Source organism: Pseudomonas fragariae (ex Marin et al. 2024), assembly GCF_059621105.1.
The window spans coordinates 1919069-1944493 of sequence record NZ_CM184369.1 but is presented as its reverse complement, the minus strand read 5'-3'; the positions used below and the strand labels follow the sequence as shown (position 1 = coordinate 1944493).

The window sequence follows — 25425 nt, the reverse complement described above, 5'->3', positions numbered from 1 at the left end:
CTCTTGAATGTTGTGCCATCAGCGCTTTCGCGAACAGGCTCGCCTGACAGTCTTCAGCTTTTGATTCTGCCCGGGAGGGCGTAGGAGTGGACCGGGCGACGCTTCGCTTGTTCGCGAAAGGGACGTTAAATTCAGAGAAAATGTAGCGCCCGAAGTACCGCCTTCGCGAACAAGTTCGCTCCTACGCCCGCTGGGCAGAAGCCTTGTTTCCAGGCGCGGATGTGCCGCCATCAGCGCTTTCGCGAACAGGCTCGCCTGACATTCCATGCCTGGTCTGCCGCGCATTGGGCAGTAAGTCGCAGGGACCTGTGTGGGCGAACATGCTCGCGAAAGCGTGACGGCTGATCAATCATTGAGCGGATTTGTGGTCCAGCGCTGCGTAGAAATTAGCGCTCTGTTGCAGGTATTTGGTGGTGTAGGTCTGAGTCGAGTGGGCTTTCTTGTCGTTCACTTCGACGCTGGCGCTGGCCGGGAGAGCGACGCTTGCCGAGATAGCAGATGCAGCGATGATGGAGAAAAGATTGAAATTCATGTCGGTCACCCCTCTTGTCTGTCTGTACGCTGGTTTGAAGTCCTGACCGTTATGGCCGTGACTCAAACTTACGCCCGAGGGTGGTTCAGCAGAAATCTTTTGTAGCACTAACCCATATCATCAAGAATGATAACGGCCCCAGCCCTTGTATCGTGCGGGCTGGAGCCGAAGCGGATTACTTGTCGGTCAGAAAACGCAGGTAAGAAGGTGCATCTGCATCGAATTTCTGCACCGTTTCACCGATCTTGCCGCTCTGCGGATCACGGCGTACGGTCACGATCTGGTTGCTCTTCTGATTGGCGAACAGCATGAACTGGCCGGTCGGATCGAAAGCGAACTCGCGAGGCTCCTTGCCTTCCAGGGAACGACGCTGAATTTCTTCAAGCTTGCCGCTGGCCTGATCGATGCGGAACACCACGACCTGATTCGCGTCACCCCGATTGGTCACGTACAGAAATTTGCCATCCGGTGAAGTGTGCAAGGCGCCACCACCGTTTTTCTCGTCCACGCCCTTGTTCTTCATGTCGACCAGTTGGGTCTGCTTGAAGACGCCGTCGTGGTAGTCGAACACCACGACCTGAGCCGTCATTTCCAGCACCAGCCAGGCATGCTTGCCATCAGCGCTGAAGAGCGTATGACGGGGTCCGGAGCCGCCCGGCAACTGCACGAACGGCACCTTGGCTGGCTGCAATGGCTTGGCCTGGCTTGCGTCGTAGTGATAAACGAACAGCTTGTCAGCGCCCAGGTCGGCAGTCACCACGTACTTGTCATCCGGGGTCGGCACGGCCAGGTGCACATGTGAGGACATCTGCCGCTCACTGTTGACCTTGCTTCCAGGCCCCAGCGGCAGGACCTGAACGGCTTCACTCAAGGTGCCGTCCTTGCCCACCGGCACCACGGTCAGCGCGCCGCCCGGGTCAGGGTTTACCGCGTAGTTGGCCACGAACAGGTAACGGCCGTCGTAGCTCAGGCTGGAGTGCGTCGGTTCTTCGCCGCGGCTTTGAACCTGATTGATCGGCGTGATCTGACGGGTTTTCGGGTCGATCGCAAAGCTGCTGACCTTACCAACCACGTCTTTTTGTCCGGGGCCGTTTTCATTGACTGCGAACAGATAGCGCTGGTCTCTGGAGACGGTCAGCCACGACGGGTTTTCGGCTTTGACCACTTGCAGCGGCTTGGCGTCGATCATCCCGGTTTTACTGTCGAAGGCAAAACGATAGATCCCTTCACTCTTGCCTTGCGTGTAGGAACCGATCAGCAATTCAGTATCGGGCATGACTTGGGCCTGCAGGGTAAATGCGCTCATGGCACTGGCAATCGCCAGCCACGGCAGAAATTTATGGGGCATGGGGGCATCCATTTTGTTGAGGTTATTGATGCCTGTTACGGCACGGTCGGGTCTATGACAGCGCCAGCCCGCATTTACTCAATCCTGCGCGGAATCATCTTCATCGGAAGAGGTAAAGGCATCCAGGCAGCAGATGATCCGGTGATCGGCGTTGCCGTCATTGATCACCCAGCTTTGCAGGGATTCATCGAAGGTCGCAGCGTCGATTTGCGCCGTGGTGAAACGCCATACCTTGCGCTCGCGGCCGTCCATGCATTCGACGTTCAGTTCCTCGCCCAGAGAGAAGTCCCAGGCGTGCAGGCCGTCGATTTCCAGCATGGTGGTGGCTTTGAGGGCGGCAAACAGTGTGGTGGGCGTGGTAGTCATGAAATTCATCCGGCCAGCAAAAGCGCGAATGATAGGGCAAAACGCGGGCACAGATACACTGGTGATCGCCGTCACACAGTCAGGAGAGGACGCAGAGCCGTACCAGCGCCGAGCGCTGGCACGGTGAGCAATCCGCGTCTGCGCTTACAGCTTGCCGATGCCGCCCGGCTGAAACACCGGCTCGCTCGGTGCCAGGCCGTTGACCAGCGGCTGACCGAACTCGGCCTGACTGATCTCGAAACGATCGCCCGGCTGGGTGCGCACGCCATCGGCGAACGACAGGGTGGCGGTGCCGAAGAAATGCACATGCACGTCACCCGGCCTGAGGAATTGCGCGTACTTGAAGTGGTGGTATTCAAGGTTTTCCAGGCTGTGGCACATGTTCGCTTCGCCACTGAGGAACTCTTTCTCCCACAGCACCTTGCCATCGCGCCAGACCCGACTGGTGCCCGACAGGCTTTGCGGCAAGTCGCCCACGCGCAACTCCGGCCCGAACGAACAGGCGCGCAGTTTCGAATGCGCCAGATACAGGTAGTTGCGACGCTCCATGACGTGATCGGAGTATTCATTACCGATGGCGAAGCCCAGGCGATAAGGCTTGCGGTCATGACCGATCACATACAGGCCGCTCAGCTCAGGCTCTTCCCCGCCGTCTTCGGCAAAGGGCGGCAGCGAAAACGAATGTCCGGGACGCACGACAATGCTGCCGTCACCCTTGTAGAACCACTCGGGCTGAACACCGGCCTGCCCCGCCGTCGGCTTGCCGCCTTCGACGCCCCATCTGAAGATACGCATGGTGTCGGTCATCGAGGCTTCGTCGCCGGACTGCTGGTGCATCTTGTCGCGTGCCGACGCACTGCCCAGATGTGTCAGCCCGGTGCCGCTGACCAGCAGGTGCGCCGGATCAGGATGGTCGAGCGGCGGCAGGATCCGCAACTCCTCAAGCAACTGCGAATAGTCGTGCGTCTCGCCAACGCCACGCTGCTCGACCTGATGCGCCAGCGCCGAACCTGCCTCGATAGCCGCCAGCGCCAGCTCGCGAACACTCTCGACACCCTGGACCTCACGCACCTGATCACCGTCGACCAGCCCGACCCGGCGCTGACCGTCGCTCAATTCAAACTGTACTAACCGCATGAAATTCTCCTTCCAGATAATGGGCCGCTGAAAACCTATCTCGCCCTGGCACTCGCCGCGAAGTCGGACGCTGGCAGCACATGCTTGCGCTCCAGCACGTGATAAACGATGCCGGTCAGCAGCAGCCCGAAGACCATGACGCCCGACAGGAAATACAGGCCTGATGCCAGACTGCCGGTGATTTCCTTCAACGCGCCGATCACGAACGGACCGATGTAGCCGCCCAGGTTGCCGACCGAATTGATCAGCGCGATACCGGCTGCGGCACTGGCACCGGCGAAGAACCGCCCCGGCAAGGTCCAGAACACCGCCGTGCAGGAAAACAGCGCGAACGCCACGACGCACAATGCAGCCAGCTGCGCCACCGGCATGGTCAGCCAGGCGCTGCAGAACAGGCCGATGGCCCCCAGCACATAAAGCACGGCCAGATGCCCGTAACGGTCGTTGAGACGGTCAGAGCTGCGCGGCACGATCAGCAGGCCGATGATGCCGAAAATGTAAGGCACCGATGACACGAAGCCGGTGGTCAGGTCACTGCCGCCAAACTGTTTGATCAGCGTCGGCAGCCACAGGCCCAGACCGTAGATGCTCAAGGTCACCGGCAGGTAGAACAGCGCCAGCAACAGCACGCGTTTGTCTTTCAAGGCATGCAACGGATTGCCGTGGCGAGTCTGGCCGTACTCTTCAAGGTCCTTTTTCAGCTCACCGGTCAGCCAGTCCTTCTCGGCCTGGTCCATCCATTTGACCTGCTGCGGACCATCCGGCAACCAGCGCAGCACCGGCCAGGTCAGCAGAATCGCTGGCGTGCCGATGGCGATGAACAGCCATTGCCAGCCATGCAGGCCGAGTGTGCCGTCCATGCCCAGCAAACCGCCGGACACGGGCCCTGTGATCATCATGGCGATGGGTTGCGAGAGGATGAAAAGGCCAAGAATCTTGCCGCGATGGCGCACCGGAAACCACTGGGTGATGTAGTACAGCACACCGGGAAAGAAGCCCGCCTCGGCAGCGCCCAGCAAAAATCTCATCACATAGAAGCTGTGCGGCCCCTGGACGAAGGCCATGCCGATGGTGATCGCGCCCCAGGTGATCATGATCCGCGCGAACCAGCGACGTGCGCCGAAACGCTCGAGCATCAGGTTGCTGGGGATCTCCAGCAGGAAGTAGCCGATGAAGAACAGCCCGGCACCCAGCCCGTAGGCGGCGTCGCCGATACCGATGTCCGCGCCCATGTGCAGCTTGGCAAAGCCCACGGCAGAGCGGTCTACATAAGCGATCAGGTACAGCAGGATGAGGAAAGGAATCAGTTTGAACGTGATGCGGCGTATAAGCCGCAGTTCCTGGCTCATGTAGGCGGTCTCCCATTGTTTTTGTTATGGAACCTGCGGGGATCGCCTCTGTGCCTGGGGGCTGAATAACGCAGCACATGCGCCAGATGATCCCTCGTCTACAACCGACTATATAGTAATACTATTTAAACTGACAACTCTTCCAATACGCGTTTTTTAGGCTTACCTTAGCCAGCAGTATCGCCATTAAGTCTTACAATAAGAGAGCCGATCATGTCTGACTCCGATAAAAAACCGACCCTCCGTTCTGCCCAGTGGTTTGGCACCGCCGACAAGAATGGCTTCATGTACCGCAGCTGGATGAAGAATCAGGGTATTGCCGACCACCAGTTTCAGGGCAAGCCGATCATCGGCATCTGCAATACCTGGTCGGAGTTGACCCCCTGCAACGCGCATTTCCGGCAGATCGCCGAGCATGTCAAACGTGGCGTGATTGAAGCAGGCGGCTGGCCGGTGGAGTTTCCGGTGTTTTCCAACGGCGAATCCAACCTGCGCCCTACCGCAATGTTCACCCGCAACCTGGCGAGCATGGACGTTGAGGAAGCGATTCGCGGCAACCCTATCGATGGGGTCGTGCTGTTGACCGGTTGTGACAAGACCACCCCTGCCCTGTTGATGGGGGCTGCCAGCTGTGACATCCCCGCCATCGTCGTCACCGGCGGACCGATGCTCAACGGCAAGCATGAAGGCAAGGACATCGGCGCCGGCACCATCGTCTGGCAGATGCACGAGTCCTACAAGGCCGGGACCATCAGCCTGGATGAATTCCTCTCCGCCGAAGCCGGCATGTCGCGCTCGGCAGGCACCTGCAACACCATGGGCACGGCCTCGACCATGGCCTGCATGGCCGAAGCGCTGGGCACTTCGCTGCCGCACAACGCGGCCATTCCGGCGGTGGATTCGCGGCGTTACGTGCTGGCGCACATGTCCGGCATGCGCGCCGTCGATATGGTCCGTGAAGACCTGCGCCTGTCGAAGATTCTCACCAAGGCTGCATTCGAAAACGCCATCCGGGTCAACGCGGCCATCGGTGGCTCGACCAACGCCGTGATTCACCTGAAGGCCATCGCCGGACGCATCGGCGTCGACCTGGACCTGGATGACTGGTCACGCATGGGCCGTGGCATGCCGACGATTGTCGACCTGCAACCGTCGGGGCGCTTCCTGATGGAAGAGTTCTATTACGCCGGCGGCCTGCCCGCCGTGCTGCGCCGTATGAACGAAGCCAAGCTGCTGCCCAACCCGGATGCTTTGACCGTCAATGGCAAGAGCATCGGCGAAAACACCTGCAACTCACCGATCTATGGTGAAGATCAGGTAATCCGCGCGCTGGACAACCCGATCCGCGCCGACGGCGGGATTTGCGTGCTGCGCGGCAACCTCGCGCCGCTGGGTGCCGTGCTCAAGCCTTCGGCCGCGACGCCGGCGCTGATGCAACACCGTGGACGCGCAGTGGTGTTCGAGAATTTCGAGATGTACAAGTCACGGATCAACGATCCGGATCTGGACATTGATGCCAACTCGGTCATGGTGCTCAAGAACTGCGGCCCCAAGGGCTATCCGGGCATGGCCGAGGTCGGCAACATGGGCTTGCCAGCCAAGCTGCTGGCGCAGGGCGTGACTGACATGGTGCGCATTTCCGATGCGCGCATGAGCGGCACAGCTTACGGCACCGTGGTTCTGCATGTTGCGCCGGAAGCCGCAGCGGGCGGCCCGCTGGCGGTGGTCAAGGAAGGCGACTGGATCGAGCTCGACTGCGCTGGCGGGCGTCTGCATCTGGACATCCCGGAAGCCGAACTGGCATCGCGCCTCGCCGACTGGCAGGCACCGCAGCAGCTGTTGCTCGGTGGCTACCGTCAACTGTACGTAGACCGGGTGATGCAGGCGGATCAGGGCTGTGATTTCGACTTCCTGGTCGGCTGCAGAGGTTCCGAAGTGCCCCGCCACTCGCACTGACCAAAGCGGCGGTTTGCCTGACGCAGGCAGCCGCCGCAAGTGTTACGCAATGGTATGATGCCCAGCAATTACCGCCAGGACCGACCAGCGTTCCCATGGATTATCGAAAGCCTTCCGACCGAAAAAGCATGCACGCCCGTATTGTCCAGGAACTGGGCATGCAAATCGTGTCCGGCCGTTTCAAGCCTGACGAAAAGCTGCCTGCCGAAGCGTTGCTCTGCGAAGAGTATGCCGTCAGCCGCCCGGTCCTGCGTGAAGCCACGCGGGTTCTGGTGGCCAAGGGTCTGGTTTATTCGCGGCCGCGTGTCGGCACGGTGGTCAAGGCGCGTCGCGAATGGCATCTGCTGGACCCGGACGTACTGCACTGGGTCATGCAAAGCTCGCCGCAGAATGATTTCTTCAATCTGCTGACCAGCGTACGCGCTGTCATCGAACCAGCAGTTGCAGCACTGGCCGCGCAGCATGCCACCGACGCAGAGATCGAGTCGATCCACGAAGCCTACCTGCGCATGGAAGCCGCACCGACGCCGGAAGACCTGTTGCAACCCGATCTCGACTTCCACAGCCGCATCGCCGACGCCACCCACAACGACTTGCTGGCTCACCTGTGCAACATGCTGTCACTGGCGTTGCGCGAAGCGCTCAAATACTCCAACAAGCGTCCCAACCTGCACGAACTGGCCATGCCGCGTCACAAGGCGATCCTCACCGCCATCCAGAACCGCGACGCGCTGGGCGCACGCCACGCCTCGCTGGTGCAACTGGACGATGCACGCAACGCGCTGAGTGTGGTGCTCGGCGGAGGCTGATGGGTTACCAGCGCGAGGATCAACCGTTACAGGCGGCTGAAGTTCTCCCCCTCTGGATGCAGCCTATCGCCAGCACGTACATCAACAGGCTGACCAGAAAGGGAGCGCCCAGCCACAGGACATGCTGGCCTGAGCCAACGTTACCCGCAAATATCAGGGCGCCAATCACTGGCGCTACACCGCCCACCAGACTCAACAGGGATGTCAGCCCGCCCTGCAACTCGCCCTGATGCCCTGCACTGGCATGACGCGAGAGCTCACTGCGCAATGCCGGCTCGGCGATCAGTCCGACAGCATGGAAACACATGCCCACCACCGTCAGCCAGACGCTTGCAGCAGCCGTATAGAAACCATAACCCAGCAGGCAACAGGCATAACCTGTAACGATGATCCGCTGGTTGGACATGATTGGCGTCAGCTTGCGTACCAGTACGCGCTGCGCGAACGCCATGCCCAGAGCGAGTGCCGCCAATGCGTACGACACTTCAAGCATGCTCCAGCCATAACGCATCTGATTGGCCAGCACAAAGCAGCTTTGAAATATCCCGTAGGCGAACCAGGAGCACGTCGCAGCCAGCAGATACGGCCGCAGGCCTTGCGTACTCCAGAGTCCTCGCAGGCTGCCAAACGGGTTGGTTCGCCGCCATTCGAAGGCACGCCGATGCTCGGCCGCAAGGCTTTCCGGCAACCTCATGTAGCCATACAGCAGGTTGATTGCCGCCAGGCCGCCAGCGACCAGAAAGGGCAAGTGCGGTCCGTAAGACGCAAGTCCCCCGCCTATGACCGGGCCGAAAACAAGCGCTATGGCGATGACACTGCCCGCTGCACCGTAGAAATGCGTGCGCTGCTCACCCTCACTGATGTCCGCAATATAGGCCATCGCAGTGGCGATATTGGCGGCAGTGATTCCTGCGATGGCACGGCCTATCAGCAAGACCGTCAGGCTGCCGGCGAAGCCAGCCATCAGATTGCCCAGGCACATGCCGGCCAGCGCCAGAAGCAATATCGGTCGACGCCCATGGCAGTCGCTCAGCGCCCCCAGCAGCGGCGCACACAGAAACTGCATCGCTGAATAAAGTGTCAACGCCACACCCAGCGCCAACGAGACATGCTCGGTAGACGATGGCCAGATAGTCGCGATCAGCGTCGGCATGACAGGGATCGCCAGACCGATGCCAAGCACATCGAGCCCCAATATCAGAAGAATGAAGCGCATGGGTGGACGGGTGTCACCTTTTGAGTAACCTCCAGACATATGTAGACCTCAGACTGATTAATGTAGGCGAGCAGGCGCTGAGCCTGCTCGCCATGTTCCGCAAAGAACGGGTTATCGATCACACTCGGCGAGTTGCTCGATCAATACATCGGCAATTTGCCGGGCGTGGACGGACAGGCAGGTAAAGTGGTCTCCCGAGACATCGACCGTTCTTACCTTCGCCGCACTGAACGACTCCCAGCCCCAGGCATCCGTGTCGCGGATCTCGGGCAGGTTGATGCCGGAGGGCATCGAGTCGACCGCGCGAAACAGCACCAGCGAGGCATCAAGCGCAACTTTGGGCGGGTCATAGCGCATACCGAATGCGGCAGCAGCCTTGTACACGTTGAACAGCCCCCGGATGCTTCCCTCATCGCCACGCGCATCCAGCAACCCGTGACTTTCCAGTGTGTCTTTCAGGTAGCGGATCTTTTCCTCATCATCCAGATGCTCGAGCGCCTGCAACTCCTCGCGGCCAAGCTTGATCGGCTTGTCGAAGTAATGCCCGAAGATACTCAGCAGCGAACCCAGTACCTGAGCATCAGTGGGCACCTGCATTTGCGTATAGGGCGGTGCCGCCGAGTCGAACAGCGCCAGCAAGCCCACCTGGTCGCCACGCGCTTCGAGACGCCTGGCGATTTCATACGCTACTTTTCCGCCAAGTGAATGCCCGCCCAACAGATACGGCCCGTGCGCCTGAACCGATTTCATGCAGCGAATATAGTGTTCGGCCATATCCTCGACGCTGAGGTGAGGCTCAGCCTTGCCATCGAGCCCAAGGCATTGCAGACCGTAAAAAGGCCGCTGCGTACCCATGGCCTTGGCCAACCCAAGCACTTGATTGACGTTGCCCCCCATGCCCGGCAGACAGAAGAATGGTCTCCCCTCGCCGTTTCGCTGCACCGGCACCAGACAGTAGCGGACGGCGGCTTCATCGGCATCGATGGGCGTATCGTCGGCGCCACTGCCCAATGAACGGGCGATTCGCTCGATGGTCGGCTCATCGAGAAACTCGGCCAACGTCAGGCACTGCTGAAAGCGCGAACGAATTCGCGAAATCAGCTGGGAGCCCAACAGCGAGTGCCCGCCCAGATCGAAGAAGTTATCCAGCACACCCGGCATATCGCCGCCTAGCAGCTCTTGCCACAACTGCGCGACTTCCTGTTCCACCGCATTGCGTGGCGCAACACGCTCGGCCCCGGAGTCGAACAGCGGTGTTGCACGGCCAGCCGATGTCGCACCGCCGCGCTGCAGTTGCTCGATCAGTTGTTGCAGATCCTGCGCCTTGCTCACGATGACCTGAGCCGTGTTCTGCGCCAGGGCCAGCTCGAACAGCTGGCAACCTTCTGCGTTGGTCAGCCCGCGCACATTATCAATCGGCGCCTGCTCGGGGTGTGCCCTGTCATAGGCAACACGCATACCTGCCTGCGCCCATGCATCCCAGTTGAGCGAAACCACTGGTATGCCCTCCTGACGACACGCCTGCGCCCGAGCATCCAGGTAAGCGTTGGCGGCGGCGTAATCCGCCTGGCCCAGACCACCCAGCACCGACGCCAACGACGAACACAGGAATATGAAATCGACAGGTTCCTGGCGCAAAACCTCTATCAGCACATCGGTGCCGACTACCTTGCTGCCCATGACCTGTGCCCATGCAGTTGCCTGGCTCAGTTGAATGAGACCGCTGGCTTGCACGCCTGCCGCGTGTATGGCTCCAGAGATACGTCCATGCTGAAGTCTGACCTGGTGCAGCGCTGCAGTGAAAGCCTCGCGATCAGCGCAATCGACCGCCATGTGTTGAATCCGCGCGCCCTGCTGTTCCAACGCCTGCAGCGCTTGCCCGACCTCATCCGTGACTGTCGCAGAACGGGACATCAGGACTAACGTGACGGCTTTTGCCTTCGCAGCCAGATGACTGGCCAGCGCAAGCCCCATGCCGCCCAGACCACCGGTAACCACGTAGGTCCCGCCCTCCTCGAACGGCTGCGAAGGTGGCGAGACTTGCAGCGCTCGCAGGCAAGGCTCATGGAACGTCTGTTTGCGCAACGCCAGGGTCGAAGCAAGCGGAGATGCCTGGTCTGGATCGATGTGCTGGAGTGCCTGAAGCAGCAGCGTCTCGTTCTCTGCCGCATTGGCAAGCGGCAGATCGAAATGACGGCACTGAATCTGTGGCAGCTCCCACGCAAGTGTGCGAACCACTCCAGACAAGGTCGCTACACAGCTGTTGACCGGCTCATCGTCATCCACCTGGCAGGCACCTTCGGTCACCAGTGACAACACAGTGGTGTTTGCGGCATGAGGGATGTACGCCTGTACCAGCGACATAAGATCGGTAAACAGCCCAATGGCAGCGTGTTCGCCGTGCGTCGGTTGCGCCTGACCAGCCATGTAAATGATCTGACTCGGCAAGGCATCTTGCGCCGCCAGTGTATTGAACAGTTGCTCATACGCCTGAGCATCGCCGCGAGCAATTGTCGCGACCGCAGTGCCGGAATCACCGGCATCTGCTATGCAGACACTGTCCGGCGGCAGCGAGAAGAGCATGCTGTTATCGGCTGCAACGCCGCGCATCACAACCAGCCAGGGCCCTTGTAATGGCGAGTCGCTCCTCGGCGGCAATGCCGGGCGCCATGCAGGCGCCTGGCACCAGTCCAGGGGCTCAGTGCGCTGTGCTTCCGATGCCACTCGCTCCTCGCGCAAAGTGAAGCCTGTCACCTCGGCCAGCAGCGCCCCGACTCCGCCGTCGCTGTCGACTTCGAACAGTTGCACATCATAAACATTACTGCGGACCCGCCGTGCATGGCTGTAAAGCCGGGAGCGCAGTGGTGCATGAATAGTCAGGCGCTGGTAATGGAACGGCAATCTGCGGGCGCGGTTTTCCATGATCGAGAGAAAACCAGTCGCCATGTCGAGCAACGCCGGATGCAGCGCAAAGTGCTCAACATCAGCGGCAAACGCCTGATCGAGTTCCAGGAGCGCCAACCCCTCATCCTCACTAAGCCAGATAGAACGAAAGCACTTCCAGCGAGGCCCGAACAAGCCGAGACGCGTGTTCAATGCCGCATGTTCGACTTCATCGGCAAGACAGTCAGCATGGTCGGCCTGAAGCTGCATCAACGCTGTGGGTACGGAACGCTCCCGGTCGTGGCGCTTGATGAAGCCCTGGGCGTGCAGCATCGTGCGCTGCTGCGGACCGTTACCCTCGTCCGATACCGACTCGAGGAAAAACTCGGTGCTCTCGGCATGATCCTTGAACGTAATCAGCACGCGTTGCGAGGCCTGCTCATCTTCCAGAACCAGAGGTGTCGGGAAGTAAACATCACTCAGCTCGATCGACTCGACACCTTCCATACGCGCATAGGCATTGCGCACCAGTTCGACGCATCCGGTGCCGGAAAGCACTGGCCTTCCTTCGAAAACCCGGTGTTCGTCCACCAGCCAGAGTTGCGGCGAAAGGCTCAACCGGAACTGCCGGCGATTACCATTCATACGCTGCCAATGCAGGAACAACGGTGCCTCGTGCTGCGCTGAAGAAGCCGTCCCGGCAGCCTCGATCCAGTGGCTGTCCCGCGCGAACGGATAGGTCGGCAGCGGCACGCGTGCGCCGTCTGTACACCCTGTGGCCTGCGCCCAACCGAAACGTGCCCCCTGCCTCCACAATGACGCGATGCCTTGCGCCAATGCCGCCTCGTCCGACCGGCTGTCCCGTGCATGCCGAGTGCAACCAAGCACGCACAAGGGCTCAGCATAGGATTTCAGTGCACTCTGAAGAGCACGGCCCGGGCCGACTTCGAGAAAAATCGGGTCTTCCAGTTCGTCGGCAAGCAGCCCGATACCGTCAGAAAAGCGCACGGTTTCCAGCAGATGAGACGCCCAATAATCACTCTGGCTGCTCGAATCGATCGAGAACCAACCACCGTTGTGGTTGGACACGAGCGCGATAGTCGGGGGCTGAACAGAGAACCCGTTAACAACGGCCTTCAACGCGTGCGCAGCTGGAGCCATCATGCGGGAATGAAAAGCGTGCGAGGTATCCAGTACACGCCCTACGAGCCCTTCCTCGGCCAGTTGTCGCTCGACCCGCGCAATGGCTTCAAAATCACCCGCCAGGACACATTGCAGCGGCCCATTGACGGTAGCCAGCTCCACGCCGGGCTCCAGAAAACGCGCGCAGTCTGCTTCCGAGAGGCCAACGGCAAGCATCGCACCGGGCGCTTGACGTTGCATCAGGCGGCCCCGCTCGACAACCAGTTTCAAGCTGTCTTCAACACTGTAGACCCCGGCAAAACAGGCAGCCACCAGCTCCCCAAGGCTATGGCCTATGAGCGCCTGCGGGTGGATACCGCGGCTTTGCAACAACAGGGCGCACGCGTACTCGACCACAAAAAGTGCCGGCTGCGCGATCTCCGTCCGGCTCAGGGCGTCGCCTGTTTTGCTACCCGCTGGCGGGTACAGACAGGCCAGAATGTCGACGCCATAACGCTGCAATATGACTGCACAGCGGTCAACTGTCTGCCGAAATACTGCCTCACTGTCGTAGAGGCCCTTGAACATTCCCGCGTACTGGCTGCCCTGCCCGGAGAACATGAACACGATCGGACGGTCCTGCCTGCGTTCCATTAGCGCTGTGGACGAAGGCGCCTGCAGCGCGTGCAAGGCTCCGGCAATACTCTGGCTGACGACGCTGTCCCTGAAGGCAAAACGTGTACGACCCTCTCCCAGCGTGAAGGCGATATCGCGTAGATCGGCTGCGGGATTCTGCAGACAGGTGATCAGTTGCCGACGCTGATGATCCAGCGCTGCTGCGGAGCGTGCAGAGAACGGCAGTATGTACCAGCGTTCGCTATCGTCATGCGGGCGTACCGACGGTTGAGGAGGTTCCTCGACAATGACATGCGCATTGGTCCCGCCGATGCCGAAGGAGCTGACGCCTGCCCGACGTGGCGAGGCCGCTGCCGGCCACGGCCTGGAGGTCGTGTTGACATAAAACGGGCTGTCGCTGAAATCGATTTCGGGATTGGCCCGCGTGAAGTTCAGGCTTGCAGGCAGCACGTTGTGTTGCACGGCAAGTATGGCTTTGACCAGCCCGGCGATGCCTGAGGCCGCATCAAGATGACCGATGTTGCTCTTCAACGAACCAAGGGCACAAAAGCCCGGCGTGAAATGTGGCAAAGCGCTGGTATAGGCCTGCGTCAGCGCACGGACTTCTACCGGGTCACCCAGACGAGTGCCGGTGCCATGCGCCTCGACGTAACCAATGGAATCTGCGCTGATATTCGCTGCATCGAGTGCAGCGCTCACCACCTGGGCCTGCCCATGAACACTGGGCGCGGTGTAACTGACCTTACTGGAGCCATCGTTATTGATCGCCCCGCCCTTGATCAAGGCATGAATATGGTCGCGATCTTCGATTGCCCTGTCAGCCAGTTTGAGGACCAACACTGCACAACCGCTGCCGCCAGTGGTGCCACTGGCCTGGGCATCGAACGGCCGGCAATGGCCATCGACGGAAATGATGCTGCCCGGTGCCGCCTGGTAACCGTAGTATTGAGCTTCGACCGAAGCACCGCCGACGATCACCATATCCGACTCGCCTCGCAGCAAGCTTTCGCAGGCCATCTGGACCGCCACCAGTGACGAGGAGCAAGCCGTTTCGACGGTAATCGCAGGTCCCGCGAGATTGAGTTTGTAAGCCACACGCGAAGCCATGAAATCGCGGCCATTACCCAACAACCACTGGATGTTCTCCAGTTGCAGCTCCTGGCGCCTCGGGTAAACGTGATCGAGCAGGTAATGGCTGGTGCTCGCGCTTGCAAATACGCCCACACGCAAATCGTTCAGAGCGCCGCCGTAACCGGCGGCTTCCATCGCGGCCCACGCGCATTGAAGAAAGATGCGCTGCTGAGGATCCATCAGCTGTGCTTCACGCGGTGAAAAGCCGAAGAACTCGGCATCGAACTTGTCGACGTCCTCGAGACGATTGCCACACTTGACGAAATCGGCACGCTCCAGCAGATCGGGGTTTACGCCATGCGCGAGCATGACCTCATCACTGAAGTAAAGAGTCGACTCCACCCCTTCGGTGAGGTTCTGCCAGAACTCGCTCAGGTCAGCGGCGCCCGGAAAGCGCCCGGCCATGCCGACGACCGCCAGCGTGCGATTCCCTGGATCAATGGCAGGTGATGCCTCGCTGGCTTGGCCAACCTCCGGCAGCGGCCCATGCAAGCGTTCCAGGTGAGCGACCAGACCACGCAGCGTCGGGTATTCGAAAAGGTCTGTCATGGCCACGGGCGCCTGCAAAAGCTCGCTCAAACGTTTTTGCGTCTCGACGATGCGTAACGAGTGGCCACCGAGATCGAAAAAATTGTCGTCCGAATCGATTTCCTGGCAATCGAGCACTTCCTGCCAGATCTTTCTGACCGTGTTGTGCAGACGTTTTCCAGCAGGCCTGACGGCTGCCGCCGGCGTCCCGACCGCAGTGCCTTCCTGAGCGCGCTGATCAACGCGATTTTCGAGCGACTTGCGATCGACTTTGCCAGTACGGCTGAGCGGCAGCTCGGGCAAGCAGACAAGACGCTCCGGCACACTATGTGCCGGCAGCACCCTGGCCAGCTCTGCACGTACCTGTGCAACGCTCGGTTTGCCGACGTAATACCCCACCAGAGCCTTGTGCCCCTGGTCATCCTGTTTGACCACCACGACGGCCTGCTCCAGCCCGGCTATCGCGTTCAAGCGCGTTTCGACGTCGCCCAGCTCAATGCGAAAACCGCGAATCTTGACCTGATTATCGATACGCCCGACATAGCTCAGGCTTCCGTTGAACTGACGCACGACAAAGTCGCCAGTGCGGTACAGCCGCGCCTCGGGCGAAACGCCGTATGGGTCGGGAAGAAACGCTTGCGCGGTGCGCTCATCCAGATTCAGATAACCCTGTGCCACCCCGCTCCCGCCAATGTAAAGCTCGCCGGGTACACCGCAGGGAAGAGGGTTCAGATACCGGTCAAGGACATACATTCTGACGTTGTCCAGAGGCCGCAATACCAAGGCACCTCGTTCATCCCAGTAATCCCGGGCAGATGCATACACCGTCGTTTCGGTCGGACCGTAACCATTGAGGAAACGTCTGCCGGCTGCCCAGGTCTGGGCGACGTTGGCCGGACAGGCTTCACCGGCGCTGATGATGACTTTAAGCTCGGCAAGCTCGGCATGGGGGAGCAAGCGCAGGGCCGTCGGCGTGATCTGCAGATGAGTGATACGTTGCTCGCGCAGAAGCGTCACCAGATCCGGCCCCGGGAGCAGCTGTTCAGAGGCTGCAAATACCAGTGTGGCGCCGCTGATCAGTACCGGAAACACCTCGCCACAAACCCCGTCGAAGACTGGCGAAAAGTACTGCAGCTGGCGCGACTGACCAGTCAGTTCCAGTGTTCGCGCAAATGCATTCGCGGTGTTATCGATATTGCGCTGCGAAACCATTACCCCCTTGGGCTGCCCGGTCGAGCCAGAGGTGTAAAGAATATAGGCCAGATCCTGAGGCTCACGCTGGCAGGCCGGAGCAGACCATTCGCCCTGGTCACCTTCGAAGTCGTCGACCAGCAACGTCTCCAGCCCCAGAGCGGCAAGCTCGTGTGCCAAGCCTCGATGACCCACCACGCGGTGCAATGCTGCGTCTTTGATCATGTAGCCCAGCGCACCTTCCATCGAATCCTGCGGATTCAAGGGGACAAAGGCACAGCGCGCCTTGAGGATGCCAAGCATGCCTGCCACCAGATAGGGATGCCGTCCAGTGAACAGGCCGATGTGCTCACCGGCTTGCACACCCTTCTTTATCAACGCGTGGGCGATGCCGTTGGCTAACCGGTCCAGTTCGGCGTATGTCCAGCAGCGTTGTTGCAACTGAAGGGCCATAGCCTGGGGAGTCTGACGTACACGCTGTTCAAAACGGCTGACGACATCGCCATCGCCAAAGTCGCGCGCCGTATCGTTGAACTGGCTGATCAGCCTCTGCTGTTCGGTTGCAGACAGCATCTTCACCTGCGCGACGGTCTGCTCGTCATTAGCCAGCATATTTTCCAGCAGACACTGGAAATGCCCTGCCATGCCCGAGATAACAGAACGCTCGAACAGCGACGTGCGATATTTGAATACCCCACTCACCCCTTCGCCTTTGACAGCACGCAACTCCAGCATCAGGTCCAGCTTCACCTCAGTGGAGGCCAAGGAGATTTCTTCCGATTTCACGTGCGGCAAGCTAAGCGGTACGGCCGTCGTACTCTGCACCACCAGGCCTGCCTGGAAAAAAGGATGCTTGCCCGGCAGCCGCTGCGGGTTGAGCACTTGCGCCAGGTAATCGATCGGCACCGACTGATTTGCCTCGGCGGCAAGCAGGGCCTGACGACTCTGTTCGATAACCTGCGCCACACGCAGAGGGCCTCGCAAACGCAGCCGTAACGGAAGCAGGTTAACGAAAAACCCGATCAGGTTCGTACTTTCATCATGGTCCCTTCCCGAGAATGGCATGCCGATCAAAATGTCGTCCTGCCCGGTGTAGCGATGCAATAGCAGCGCGAACGCGGCGTGCATGACCATGGCCGGCGTGCATTGCAGACGCAGGCAAAGCTGATCGAGCCTTGCCGAGCAGTCGCCAGGCAGAGTCAGCGCAACGTAGTCGCCAGCCAACGGATTTCCTTCTCGCGGACTGGAACGTACAGGCAGTACCAGAGGCGGCGGCAAGTCCTGCAGCGATGCCTTCCAGGCATCGATTTGAGTCGTGAAGGCCCCGGTTTCGAGTTGATTTCGTTGCCAGGCCGCATAGTCCTGATACTGAGCCTCCAGTGGGCTCAGTGTGATGCGCTCACCTTGCGTCAAGTGCCGATAGAACACTGCCAGCTCCTGACGAAGCAAGGCACTCGACCAGCCGTCGTAGGCGATGTGATGCAGCGTCAGGCACAGAACATGCTCATCCGACGCCGTCTGCAGAAGCAACGCGCGTATCGGCAGTTCCTTGTCCAGCACGAACGGCGTGTGCACCTCCACCTCCAGCGCAGCCGTGAGCGCTTCGCGAGCGATGGTTTGCAGCCTGAACGGTACACGTGCGCTGTCAGCGTGGCTTGTCACAACCAACGGCTCTTTCTGCGTGACGCCCTGCGTGTCTACAAACGTTTCAAGCTCACGGGTGAAATGCGTGCGCAAGACTTCATGGCGCTCAAGCAGCAGATTCAATGCACCTTCCAGCGCAGGAATATCCAGTTGCCCGGTCAGCCGGCATATTTCCGGCATGTTGTAGGCAGTGCCCGGTTCACTGTGCTGGGTCAACCACAGTCGGCGTTGGGCAAACGACAGACGTTGACGCTCGATACCGCTGCTGCGACCGATCGCGGCCGGCCTGGAAGCGACACTGGCCCCTTGGGAGATCTGGATCATACTCAGCATAATCTTTTCGGCGACCTGGGCGACGGTAGGCCCTTCGAACAGGTTGGCAATGCTGAGCGCCACACCAAAGCGTTTTTTGATCTGCGCAATGACCTGGGTGACCAGCAGAGAATGCCCGCCACTCTCGAAAAAATTGTCGTCAATGCCCACACGCGGCACGTTGAGCAGGTGTTGCCAGTCTTCGACAAGCTGCTCTTCCAGACTGTTACGCGGTGCGGCATAGGCGCGTGAGTCCTGCGTCCAATCGGGCTCCGGCAGGCTCTTGCGATCGATCTTGCCGTTTGCGGTCAAGGGCAGTGCCGCCAGGACCACCAACAGGCGCGGCACCATGTGGCCCGGCAGGCGCTCGCCAAGGTAGGCATTGAGTTGCTGCGCTGTAGCGCGGGTTTGTACATAACCGATCAGCTCGGCCTCAGCGCCTGGTGACTGGCGGGTCACCACCGCGCATTCATTCACGTCCGGATGGTCGGCAAGTACGCTCTCGACTTCCCCCAACTCGATGCGGAAGCCACGAATCTTGACCTGGTTGTCACTGCGGCCCAGAAACTCGATGGTGCCGTCGCGCATGTGCCGACACAGATCGCCGGTGCGATAGAACCGCTGCTCGCCGACGCCAGGTAAAAACCGTCCGCTGGCCGAGAACGAACCTGTCAGGAAGCTTTTCTCGTTCAGTTCAGGGCGATTCATGTAACCGGACGCCACTGCGCCGCCACCAATCAACAATTCGCCGGGGACAGTGCGCGGTACCAGATTCAGCGTTGCGTCGACCAGGTACAGGGACGTGTTCGGCAACGGACCGCCGATTGGCAAGCTGCGCTCAGGGTCATACCACCCCGCATCGGGCTCGAACGTAGCGCTTTCGCAGGTTGCCTCGGTGACTCCGTAAACACTGACAACCCTGGTCTGCGGTCCACACAGCGTCTGCATTTTCCGATACTCGTGGACGAACCAGACATCCGCGCCACAGGTCAGCGTACGCAGGGTATCCAGACGCCGTCCCGTCTCTTCCAGGTAACGTATCATCTGCCGCAGGACCGCCGGCACGAACTCGAGCAACGTCACCCGTTCAGCCGTGATCAGCTCATAGAGTTGTTCAGGGTCAGCCAGACTCTGCCGCGGGCACATTATCAACCGTGCGCCAACCGCCAGCGCGCGGACCACATCGCTCATGAATACGTCAAACGTGAAATTGGCCATCTGCAAAATGCCGGTGACACCTGGCTCGGTCTGACCGTAAGTCTGCTCCAGCGCCTGGAGCAGACTTACCCAACTGCCGTGGGAGACACTGACGCCCTTGGGACGCCCGGTAGAACCGGAGGTAAAAATAATGTAGGCGATGTCTTCCGGCTGTGTGTTGCGCCCCTCGAATTCGTTCTCGTGCAGTGTGCCGGTGGCCTGCGGCAAATCATCCTGCACAAGGCATGGATAACCCCTCAGTTGCTCCTGACAGGCGCTCAGTGTGAGCACCAGTCTGGGCTCGATGTCCTTGAGCAGATCAGCATGACGGGCATCGTCGATCGCCAGCGGCACATAAATGCCCCCGACCTGATGCACCGCCAGTAACGCGATGATGACCTCTGGCCCATAGCGTTGCACCACTGCAACCCGGTCACCACGCCGAACGCCGGCAGCATGCATGTGGCCCGCCAGTACCCGGGCCTCTGCATCCAGTTGCGCATAGCTGTAACGACGGTTTTCATAGACCAGCGCATCCGCCTCGCCCCATTGCGCGGCACTGCGTTTGAACCATTGATGAAAAGGTGCAAAGGGCGCCTGCGGCGCTGCGGGCTGATGATTGGCCAGGCGCAACGCCTGCTCCACAGCTTCGCACGACAATAGCGAAAAATCGTCAATGGCCCCGTCCGGGTTGCGCGACACCTGCTCCATAATGATCAGCAGGCTATCAATCATCCCCTGCACTGCGCGCTCATCCAGCAATGCGGTGTCATACTCGATTGCGCCGCTCATGCCGCGCGCAGTCAGTGCCAGGGTAAGACTCAGGTCATATTTGGCGGTACAGGAGTCGAGCGTATAAACACGAGTGCGCAGGTTTTCCAGCTCGACCGAAAAATCTTCGTTGGCCATATCGAACAGCACCTGAAACACCGGCGCATGGCTCAGGGAACGTGGGGGCTGAATGGCCTCGACAATCTGATCGAAGGGCACATGGGCATGCTCGAACGTATCGAGCACCGAGGCACGAACTCTTTTTAGCAACTCGACGAAAGAAGGAGAACCCGATGCATCGATCCGGTTTGGCAGCGTATTGACGAAGAAACCGATCACGCCTTCCAGGTCAGAGGACTGCCGATTCGACATCGGCGATCCGATGACCAGATCCGCCTCTTGCGTATAGCGATACAGCAGCACGGAAAAGGCCGCGAGCCCTACCATATAGGGCGTGACGCGACACTCCCTTGCCAGGTTTTTCAGCGCGTCCGAGACGGCTTCAGGCACTTGAAAATGACAACGCTGGCCTGCGTAACGCTGAACGGCCGGACGCTTGTTATCCAGCGGTAATGGCAATACCGGCGGCGCACCGACCAATCGCCGCTGCCAGTGGTCGATATCGGGAGCCCGTTCAGCGTTCGATGGGCTCAGACTCAAATAATCGCCAAAGTCGAAGTTCAACGGCTCCGCGTTTACCTCGCTGCCCCGCACCAGCGCCGAATAGGCTGAGGCCACTTCGGAGAGGAAGATCTGCATCGACCAACCGTCGAAAACGATGTGATGAACATTGATCAACAGAACATGCTCGTCGGTCGCACAGTGCAGCAACGTCGCGCGCAGAAGCGCTTCATGCTCAAGATCGAAAACATAACGCGCTTCGCTTTGCTCGAACGCTTTCAGCGCGGCTTCGCTGTCCGGTTCGGCTCGCAGGTCAACCTTGCGAATCAGCAGTTGCTCATCGACAAGGCGAATCACCGGCTGCCCATCGATACAGGGAAAACGATAGCGCAGTGCACTCTGGCGCTGATAGACACTGTCCACTGCCCGCTCGAGGGCCGCGCGATCCAGTGCCCCGTCAATACGCAGCGCAAAAGGCACATTGTACGTGGCGCTGGCATCTTCCATCTGGTGCATGAACCAGAGGCTTTTTTGCGCAGGCGATAAATTCAGGAAACCTCCGGCTGCCGGGGTCGGCATCCTGACAGCGGACTCGGTGGTTGAAGTGACCGGCTTTTTTTGAGACATGACCATCTCCACCTCGACAGCGACCGATGTCGCTGCGAGGAAGGTAAATTGGGAGGCTTAGAGGTGAGAAAGCGCGTGGGGGTGCTGTTGCTACCCACCACGCGCCTGAAAAACGGTCAGGCCGTCAACGGCTCGGCCGAGCGTTCGATAGCACCTGCAAGCGTCTCGACGCTGGGATACTCGAAGAGCAGATTCAGCGACAGACGAGTGCCAAATTGCTTGCTCAGCCTCGACATGATCCGCATACCGGCCAACGAGTGTCCGCCGATGGAGAAGAAGTCTTCATTTCTACCCACGTCCGGCACGTTGAGGATGTGCGCCCAGACCTCGGCAATGGATTTTTCCAGAGCCGTCGACGGTCGCTCGCTGGTAACCCTTGCACGGCCGTTTTGAGTCGCCAGTTCAAGCAAGGCACGCTTGTCGACCTTGCCGCTCGCATTGACCGGCAGTTGCTCGATCACATGCACTTCGGCAGGCACCATGTAGTCGGGCAGGCATTCTCTCAACGCCACACGAATCTGTTGCTCATCCAGTGCAACGCTGCCGTCCAGACTGACGAAGGCGACCAGCTGTTTGTCCAGGTTCAATGTGCGCAGAATCAGTGAGCACGCTGTGACACCCGGCAATTGACGTATCGCCTGCTCGACCTCACCCGGTTCTATACGCAAGCCACGGATCTTTATCTGACTGTCACTGCGTCCAAGGAACTCGATACCGCGGCCCGGGGTCCAGCGCGCCAGATCACCGGTGCGGAAGAGTGTTTTGCCGGGGAACCGCTCCAGCGTCACAAACCGCTCCTGGCTCAGTTCCGGACGCTTGAGGTAGGCACCGGTGATCCCTGTGCCGCCGATGAATAACTCCCCTGGAACACCGGGCTCGGCAAGCTGCCCGAAAACATCCACGATGTAGGCATCGGCCTGTGCAATCGGCCATCCGATCAAGGGTTTGTCAGTCACTTGTTCGACCTTGTCCATGCTGTAGGCCGTGGTAAAGACCGTGCCTTCAGTCGGGCCGTAACAGATGGTGAGCGTCCCGGTGGAGCGTGCCAGCAAACTGCGCATGCTTTGCGGCGAAACAACGTCACCGCCGGTCAGTACATGCCTGACGCCAGCCATCGCCTGAGGATATTGATCGACCATCTCCTGGAACAATGCGGACGTCAGCCAGAGCACACTGACCTGCTGATTTTCCAGTGTGTGTGCCAGGTCATCCAGTCCGCCGGCTTCGCCAGGCTGAACCACCAACTGCGCGCCGTTCAGCAAGGCGCCCCAGATTTCAAAGGTCGACGCATCGAACGCGAGGGGCGCGAAAAACAGGAAGCGGTCGTCACCCTTGATATCGATATAGTCCGTACCCTTGACCAGACTCACCACCGCGCGGTGGGTACTGGCCGTGGCCTTCGGAGTGCCCGTGGAACCCGATGTAAACATGTAATAGCAGCGAGCATCCGCGCTGATGACAGGTTTGGCCAGCGGCGACACGCGTGGGTCGTCCTGCTCATTCACCAACTGCCCTATCAACAGTGTTGAGGTTGCATCACGTAAAGCCGGAGCACTCTCATCGATCAGTGCCCACTTGACGTCCGCCTCCTCCAGAAGCCAATTACGACGCTCTGCAGGCAATGCACAGTCGATCGAGAGGTAGCATGCACCGGCCTTGAGCACGCCCAACAGCGCCGCAACCAGCAATTCGGAGCGCATCATGCAGATGCCCACGACGTCACCCGGCTGCACGCCCTTGCGAAGCAATGTGTCGGCAACTTTGTCGGCGGATTCATTGAGCTGAGCGTACGTCAGCACTGCATCGCCGCACCGCACAGCGATGGCCTCGGGCTGTGTGGCCGCAAAGGCCTCGACGATGGCGTGCAGGGACGTTTCAGGATAGCTTGAGTCAAGCCCTTCACACTGTGTCTGAATGGCAGCCTGGTGCTGGGCCGATAGACTTTGCGCCAGCGTTTCGTCCAGTGATTCGCTGGCCTTTTCCAGCAACTGGACGTAATGCCCGGCCATTGAAGTGGCTGTTTCCTGAGCGAACAGATCAGCAGCATAGCCGAGTGACAACGAGGCCTTTGTGCTGGAACGGTCCAGGACGAATTCGAGAGGCGAGTGCAGACTGCCCGACGCGCCTCCCTGCTCTGCACGCGCGGAAACACCGTCGCAGAATACCGACTGTATCAATGACTGCGGCGCTCTTCCCGAGGCCGCAACACTGTCATCAAGCGCTTGTTCCAGACCCTGGGCAGAAGATTTGTGCCAGTGACGAGCCTGCTCGCAGTGCTGTTGTGCGCGCAGGAAGACATCGGCAAACGTGTCATGCGCAGCGAGCGTCAACTTGAGTGGCAACGGTATGGCCAGACGCTGTCCATCGGCAGCAGTACCCAGACCGGCCACGACGGTTTGATGCCCGCCATAACGAGCCATGGTTACGGCATAGAGAGAAAAAAGCGCTGCCTCAGGTTCAATGTTGCGCTGCTCACACGCTTGAAACAGGCGCGCAAGGCTTTCATCCGGAAGAGGGATTTCATGACGCGCAAGCGGCCCGCTGACTGCGCGATTAAGCGCATGGTCAGGCAGAAGCCCCGAAGCTTCGAGGTCGAGTGATTGTTTCCAGAATTCCACACCAGGATTGACAGAAGAACTGCCTGACGGCGCGGCCAGCACAGCAGCCTTGCGTACATTGGCGAGACTTTCTGCAGGTTGCTCGAGCCAGGCGCCAGCCAGGTGAAGAAAATCGGCCATCAGCGCTCTGACATCTGCCTCTTTGGCGACAGCGGTGGAGTACTCAAGCATGAAGCGACCACCAGCGGCCGGGTTCACTTCGTCATCGAAAACGCAAATGACGTTGAGGTCGAATTTCGCAGAACCGTTTGCCAGCCCTTCCACCACCTCGACATCAATGTCCGCAAAGTCCAGGGTGCGGGACATGGAGTTATGAAAGCTGAAAGCAACCTGGATGTACGGCAATTGCTGAGTGACACGATCCGGACTCAGATCGGCAACCATTGTTGAAAACGGTACATGCGACTGCAGGCAAGCCGTGCGGATTTCTTCTTTCACGGCTGCCAGTAAAGGCGCCCAGGACGTATTCGCATCAATGTCGATGCGCAGCGGCAACATGTTGACCAGCATACCGATGGTGTTTTCGATGCCCGGCAAGTCACGGTTGGCGACGGCGGTGCCTATCAGCTGTTGCGTCTGACCCGAACGCGCCGCTACCACGCAGGCAAACAGCGAAAACATGGTCTCGAACAGGGTGGATTTATTTTCCGACCCATACGCCTGCAGTGCGCTGATCAACTTACCCGGCAGCGGCACCGACACCGAACTTCCGACAAAATCCAATGCGGCTTGCGCGTCCTTCTCTGCCGGAAACGGCGAATGCGTGTAGGCCGGCCAGGTTTCAAGACGTCCGTACCAGAAGTCTCGGCCTTGACGGCCTTCAGCCGAATCCAGCCAGTCGCGCTCCCATTGGCAGTAATCGATGAACTGGATCACCGGCTCAAGGGGCTCCTGATTCGCGCGGCCCTTTTCTTCATTGTAAAAATGATTCAGCTCTTTGAGAAACAGCCGGAATGACCAGCCGTCATGAATGAGGTGGTGTTCGATATGCAGCAATACGTGGAACTGATCGCTGAATTTGAACAGTACCCAGCGAATCAGCGGAAGTTTCGCCACTTCGATCTTCTGGGCAATTTCAGCTTTCACAATAGAATTCATGTAGGTCTGCCGTACCGCTTCACTGCTGGCAGACAGGTCAACGATCGGAATGTTCACGGACCAGGCGTCCTGGATAGTTTGCCGTGGTTCTCCGTCAACCTCATCAAAAACAGTGGACAGTGACTGATGGCGTTCAACCACCCTGTTCAGCGCACGTTCAAGCACGTTGATATCAAGGTTGCCGCGAATGTTCAGCATGGCCTGAAAGTTATAAGCAATACTCTCTGGTACTAACGTCTCAAGAAACCAGGCTTGTTCCTGAGACATGGAGAGTGGCCCTTCAGTACCGGTTATATGCTGTGCGCCGGCCCGCATAGCGAGATCTTGAGAGCG

The 25425-nt window shown here is 59.5% G+C and carries 10 protein-coding genes; 2 read left to right on the top strand and 8 right to left on the bottom strand.

What is annotated here, in order from left to right:
- Positions 1-349 precede the first annotated feature (349 nt).
- From AC54XV_RS08790 to AC54XV_RS08770, 5 genes are all read right to left on the bottom strand, one after another.
- Positions 350-532 carry a hypothetical protein gene (locus tag AC54XV_RS08790; RefSeq protein WP_003406532.1) on the bottom strand — a complete coding sequence of 61 codons (183 nt, stop codon included), beginning with the start codon at positions 530-532 and terminating at the stop codon, positions 350-352.
- 175 nt (positions 533-707) lie between these two features.
- On the bottom strand, positions 708-1880 hold the full coding sequence (locus AC54XV_RS08785; protein WP_058398664.1) for a lactonase family protein: 1173 nt from the start codon (positions 1878-1880) through the stop codon (positions 708-710).
- Positions 1881-1958: 78 nt separating this feature from the next.
- On the bottom strand, positions 1959-2246 hold the full coding sequence (locus AC54XV_RS08780; protein ID WP_058398663.1) for a DUF5629 family protein: 288 nt from the start codon (positions 2244-2246) through the stop codon (positions 1959-1961).
- Positions 2247-2390: 144 nt separating this feature from the next.
- Entirely contained in the window at positions 2391-3383 is a 993-nt protein-coding gene (gene araD1 / locus AC54XV_RS08775) for an AraD1 family protein (protein ID WP_496718370.1), read from the bottom strand.
- A 35-nt stretch (positions 3384-3418) separates the two neighbouring features.
- A complete protein-coding gene (locus tag AC54XV_RS08770; RefSeq protein ID WP_496718368.1) occupies positions 3419-4732 on the bottom strand; it encodes an MFS transporter in 1314 nt (437 codons plus the stop codon).
- Positions 4733-4945: 213 nt separating this feature from the next.
- On the opposite strand from AC54XV_RS08770, the gene AC54XV_RS08765 reads away from it, so the two are divergent.
- Positions 4946-6688 (top strand): IlvD/Edd family dehydratase, encoded by a 1743-nt coding sequence (locus AC54XV_RS08765; RefSeq protein ID WP_060406487.1) that lies wholly within the window; start codon positions 4946-4948, stop codon positions 6686-6688.
- Positions 6689-6783: 95 nt separating this feature from the next.
- Complete coding sequence (locus tag AC54XV_RS08760; protein WP_003368499.1) at positions 6784-7497, top strand: FadR/GntR family transcriptional regulator; 714 nt, start codon at positions 6784-6786, stop codon at positions 7495-7497.
- A gap of 19 nt (positions 7498-7516) precedes the next feature.
- On the opposite strand, the gene AC54XV_RS08755 is transcribed toward AC54XV_RS08760, so the two are convergent.
- From AC54XV_RS08755 to AC54XV_RS08745, 3 genes are all read right to left on the bottom strand, one after another.
- Positions 7517-8713, bottom strand: a complete 1197-nt coding sequence (locus tag AC54XV_RS08755; RefSeq protein ID WP_003406518.1) for a tetracycline resistance MFS efflux pump — start codon at positions 8711-8713, stop codon at positions 7517-7519.
- Positions 8714-8824: 111 nt separating this feature from the next.
- Complete coding sequence (locus AC54XV_RS08750; RefSeq protein ID WP_496718365.1) at positions 8825-21376, bottom strand: amino acid adenylation domain-containing protein; 12552 nt, start codon at positions 21374-21376, stop codon at positions 8825-8827.
- 116 nt (positions 21377-21492) lie between these two features.
- Positions 21493-25359, bottom strand: coding sequence for a non-ribosomal peptide synthetase (locus AC54XV_RS08745; RefSeq protein ID WP_032657437.1), 3867 nt, complete (start codon positions 25357-25359; stop codon positions 21493-21495).
- Between the last annotated feature and the right edge of the window lie 66 nt (positions 25360-25425).

Excerpts from the sequence above, each read along its gene's own strand:
- AC54XV_RS08780 (WP_058398663.1), bottom strand. The coding sequence starts at position 2,246 with ATGACTACCACGCCCACCACACTGTTTGCCGCCCTCAAAGCCACCACC.
- AC54XV_RS08790 (WP_003406532.1), bottom strand. The coding sequence starts at position 532 with ATGAATTTCAATCTTTTCTCCATCATCGCTGCATCTGCTATCTCGGCA.
- AC54XV_RS08755 (WP_003406518.1), bottom strand. The coding sequence starts at position 8,713 with ATGCGCTTCATTCTTCTGATATTGGGGCTCGATGTGCTTGGCATCGGT.
- AC54XV_RS08765 (WP_060406487.1), top strand. The coding sequence starts at position 4,946 with ATGTCTGACTCCGATAAAAAACCGACCCTCCGTTCTGCCCAGTGGTTT.
- AC54XV_RS08785 (WP_058398664.1), bottom strand. The coding sequence starts at position 1,880 with ATGCCCCATAAATTTCTGCCGTGGCTGGCGATTGCCAGTGCCATGAGC.
- AC54XV_RS08770 (WP_496718368.1), bottom strand. The coding sequence starts at position 4,732 with ATGAGCCAGGAACTGCGGCTTATACGCCGCATCACGTTCAAACTGATT.
- AC54XV_RS08750 (WP_496718365.1), bottom strand. The coding sequence starts at position 21,376 with ATGTCTCAAAAAAAGCCGGTCACTTCAACCACCGAGTCCGCTGTCAGG.
- AC54XV_RS08745 (WP_032657437.1), bottom strand. The coding sequence starts at position 25,359 with ATGTCTCAGGAACAAGCCTGGTTTCTTGAGACGTTAGTACCAGAGAGT.
- AC54XV_RS08760 (WP_003368499.1), top strand. The coding sequence starts at position 6,784 with ATGGATTATCGAAAGCCTTCCGACCGAAAAAGCATGCACGCCCGTATT.
- araD1 (WP_496718370.1), bottom strand. The coding sequence starts at position 3,383 with ATGCGGTTAGTACAGTTTGAATTGAGCGACGGTCAGCGCCGGGTCGGG.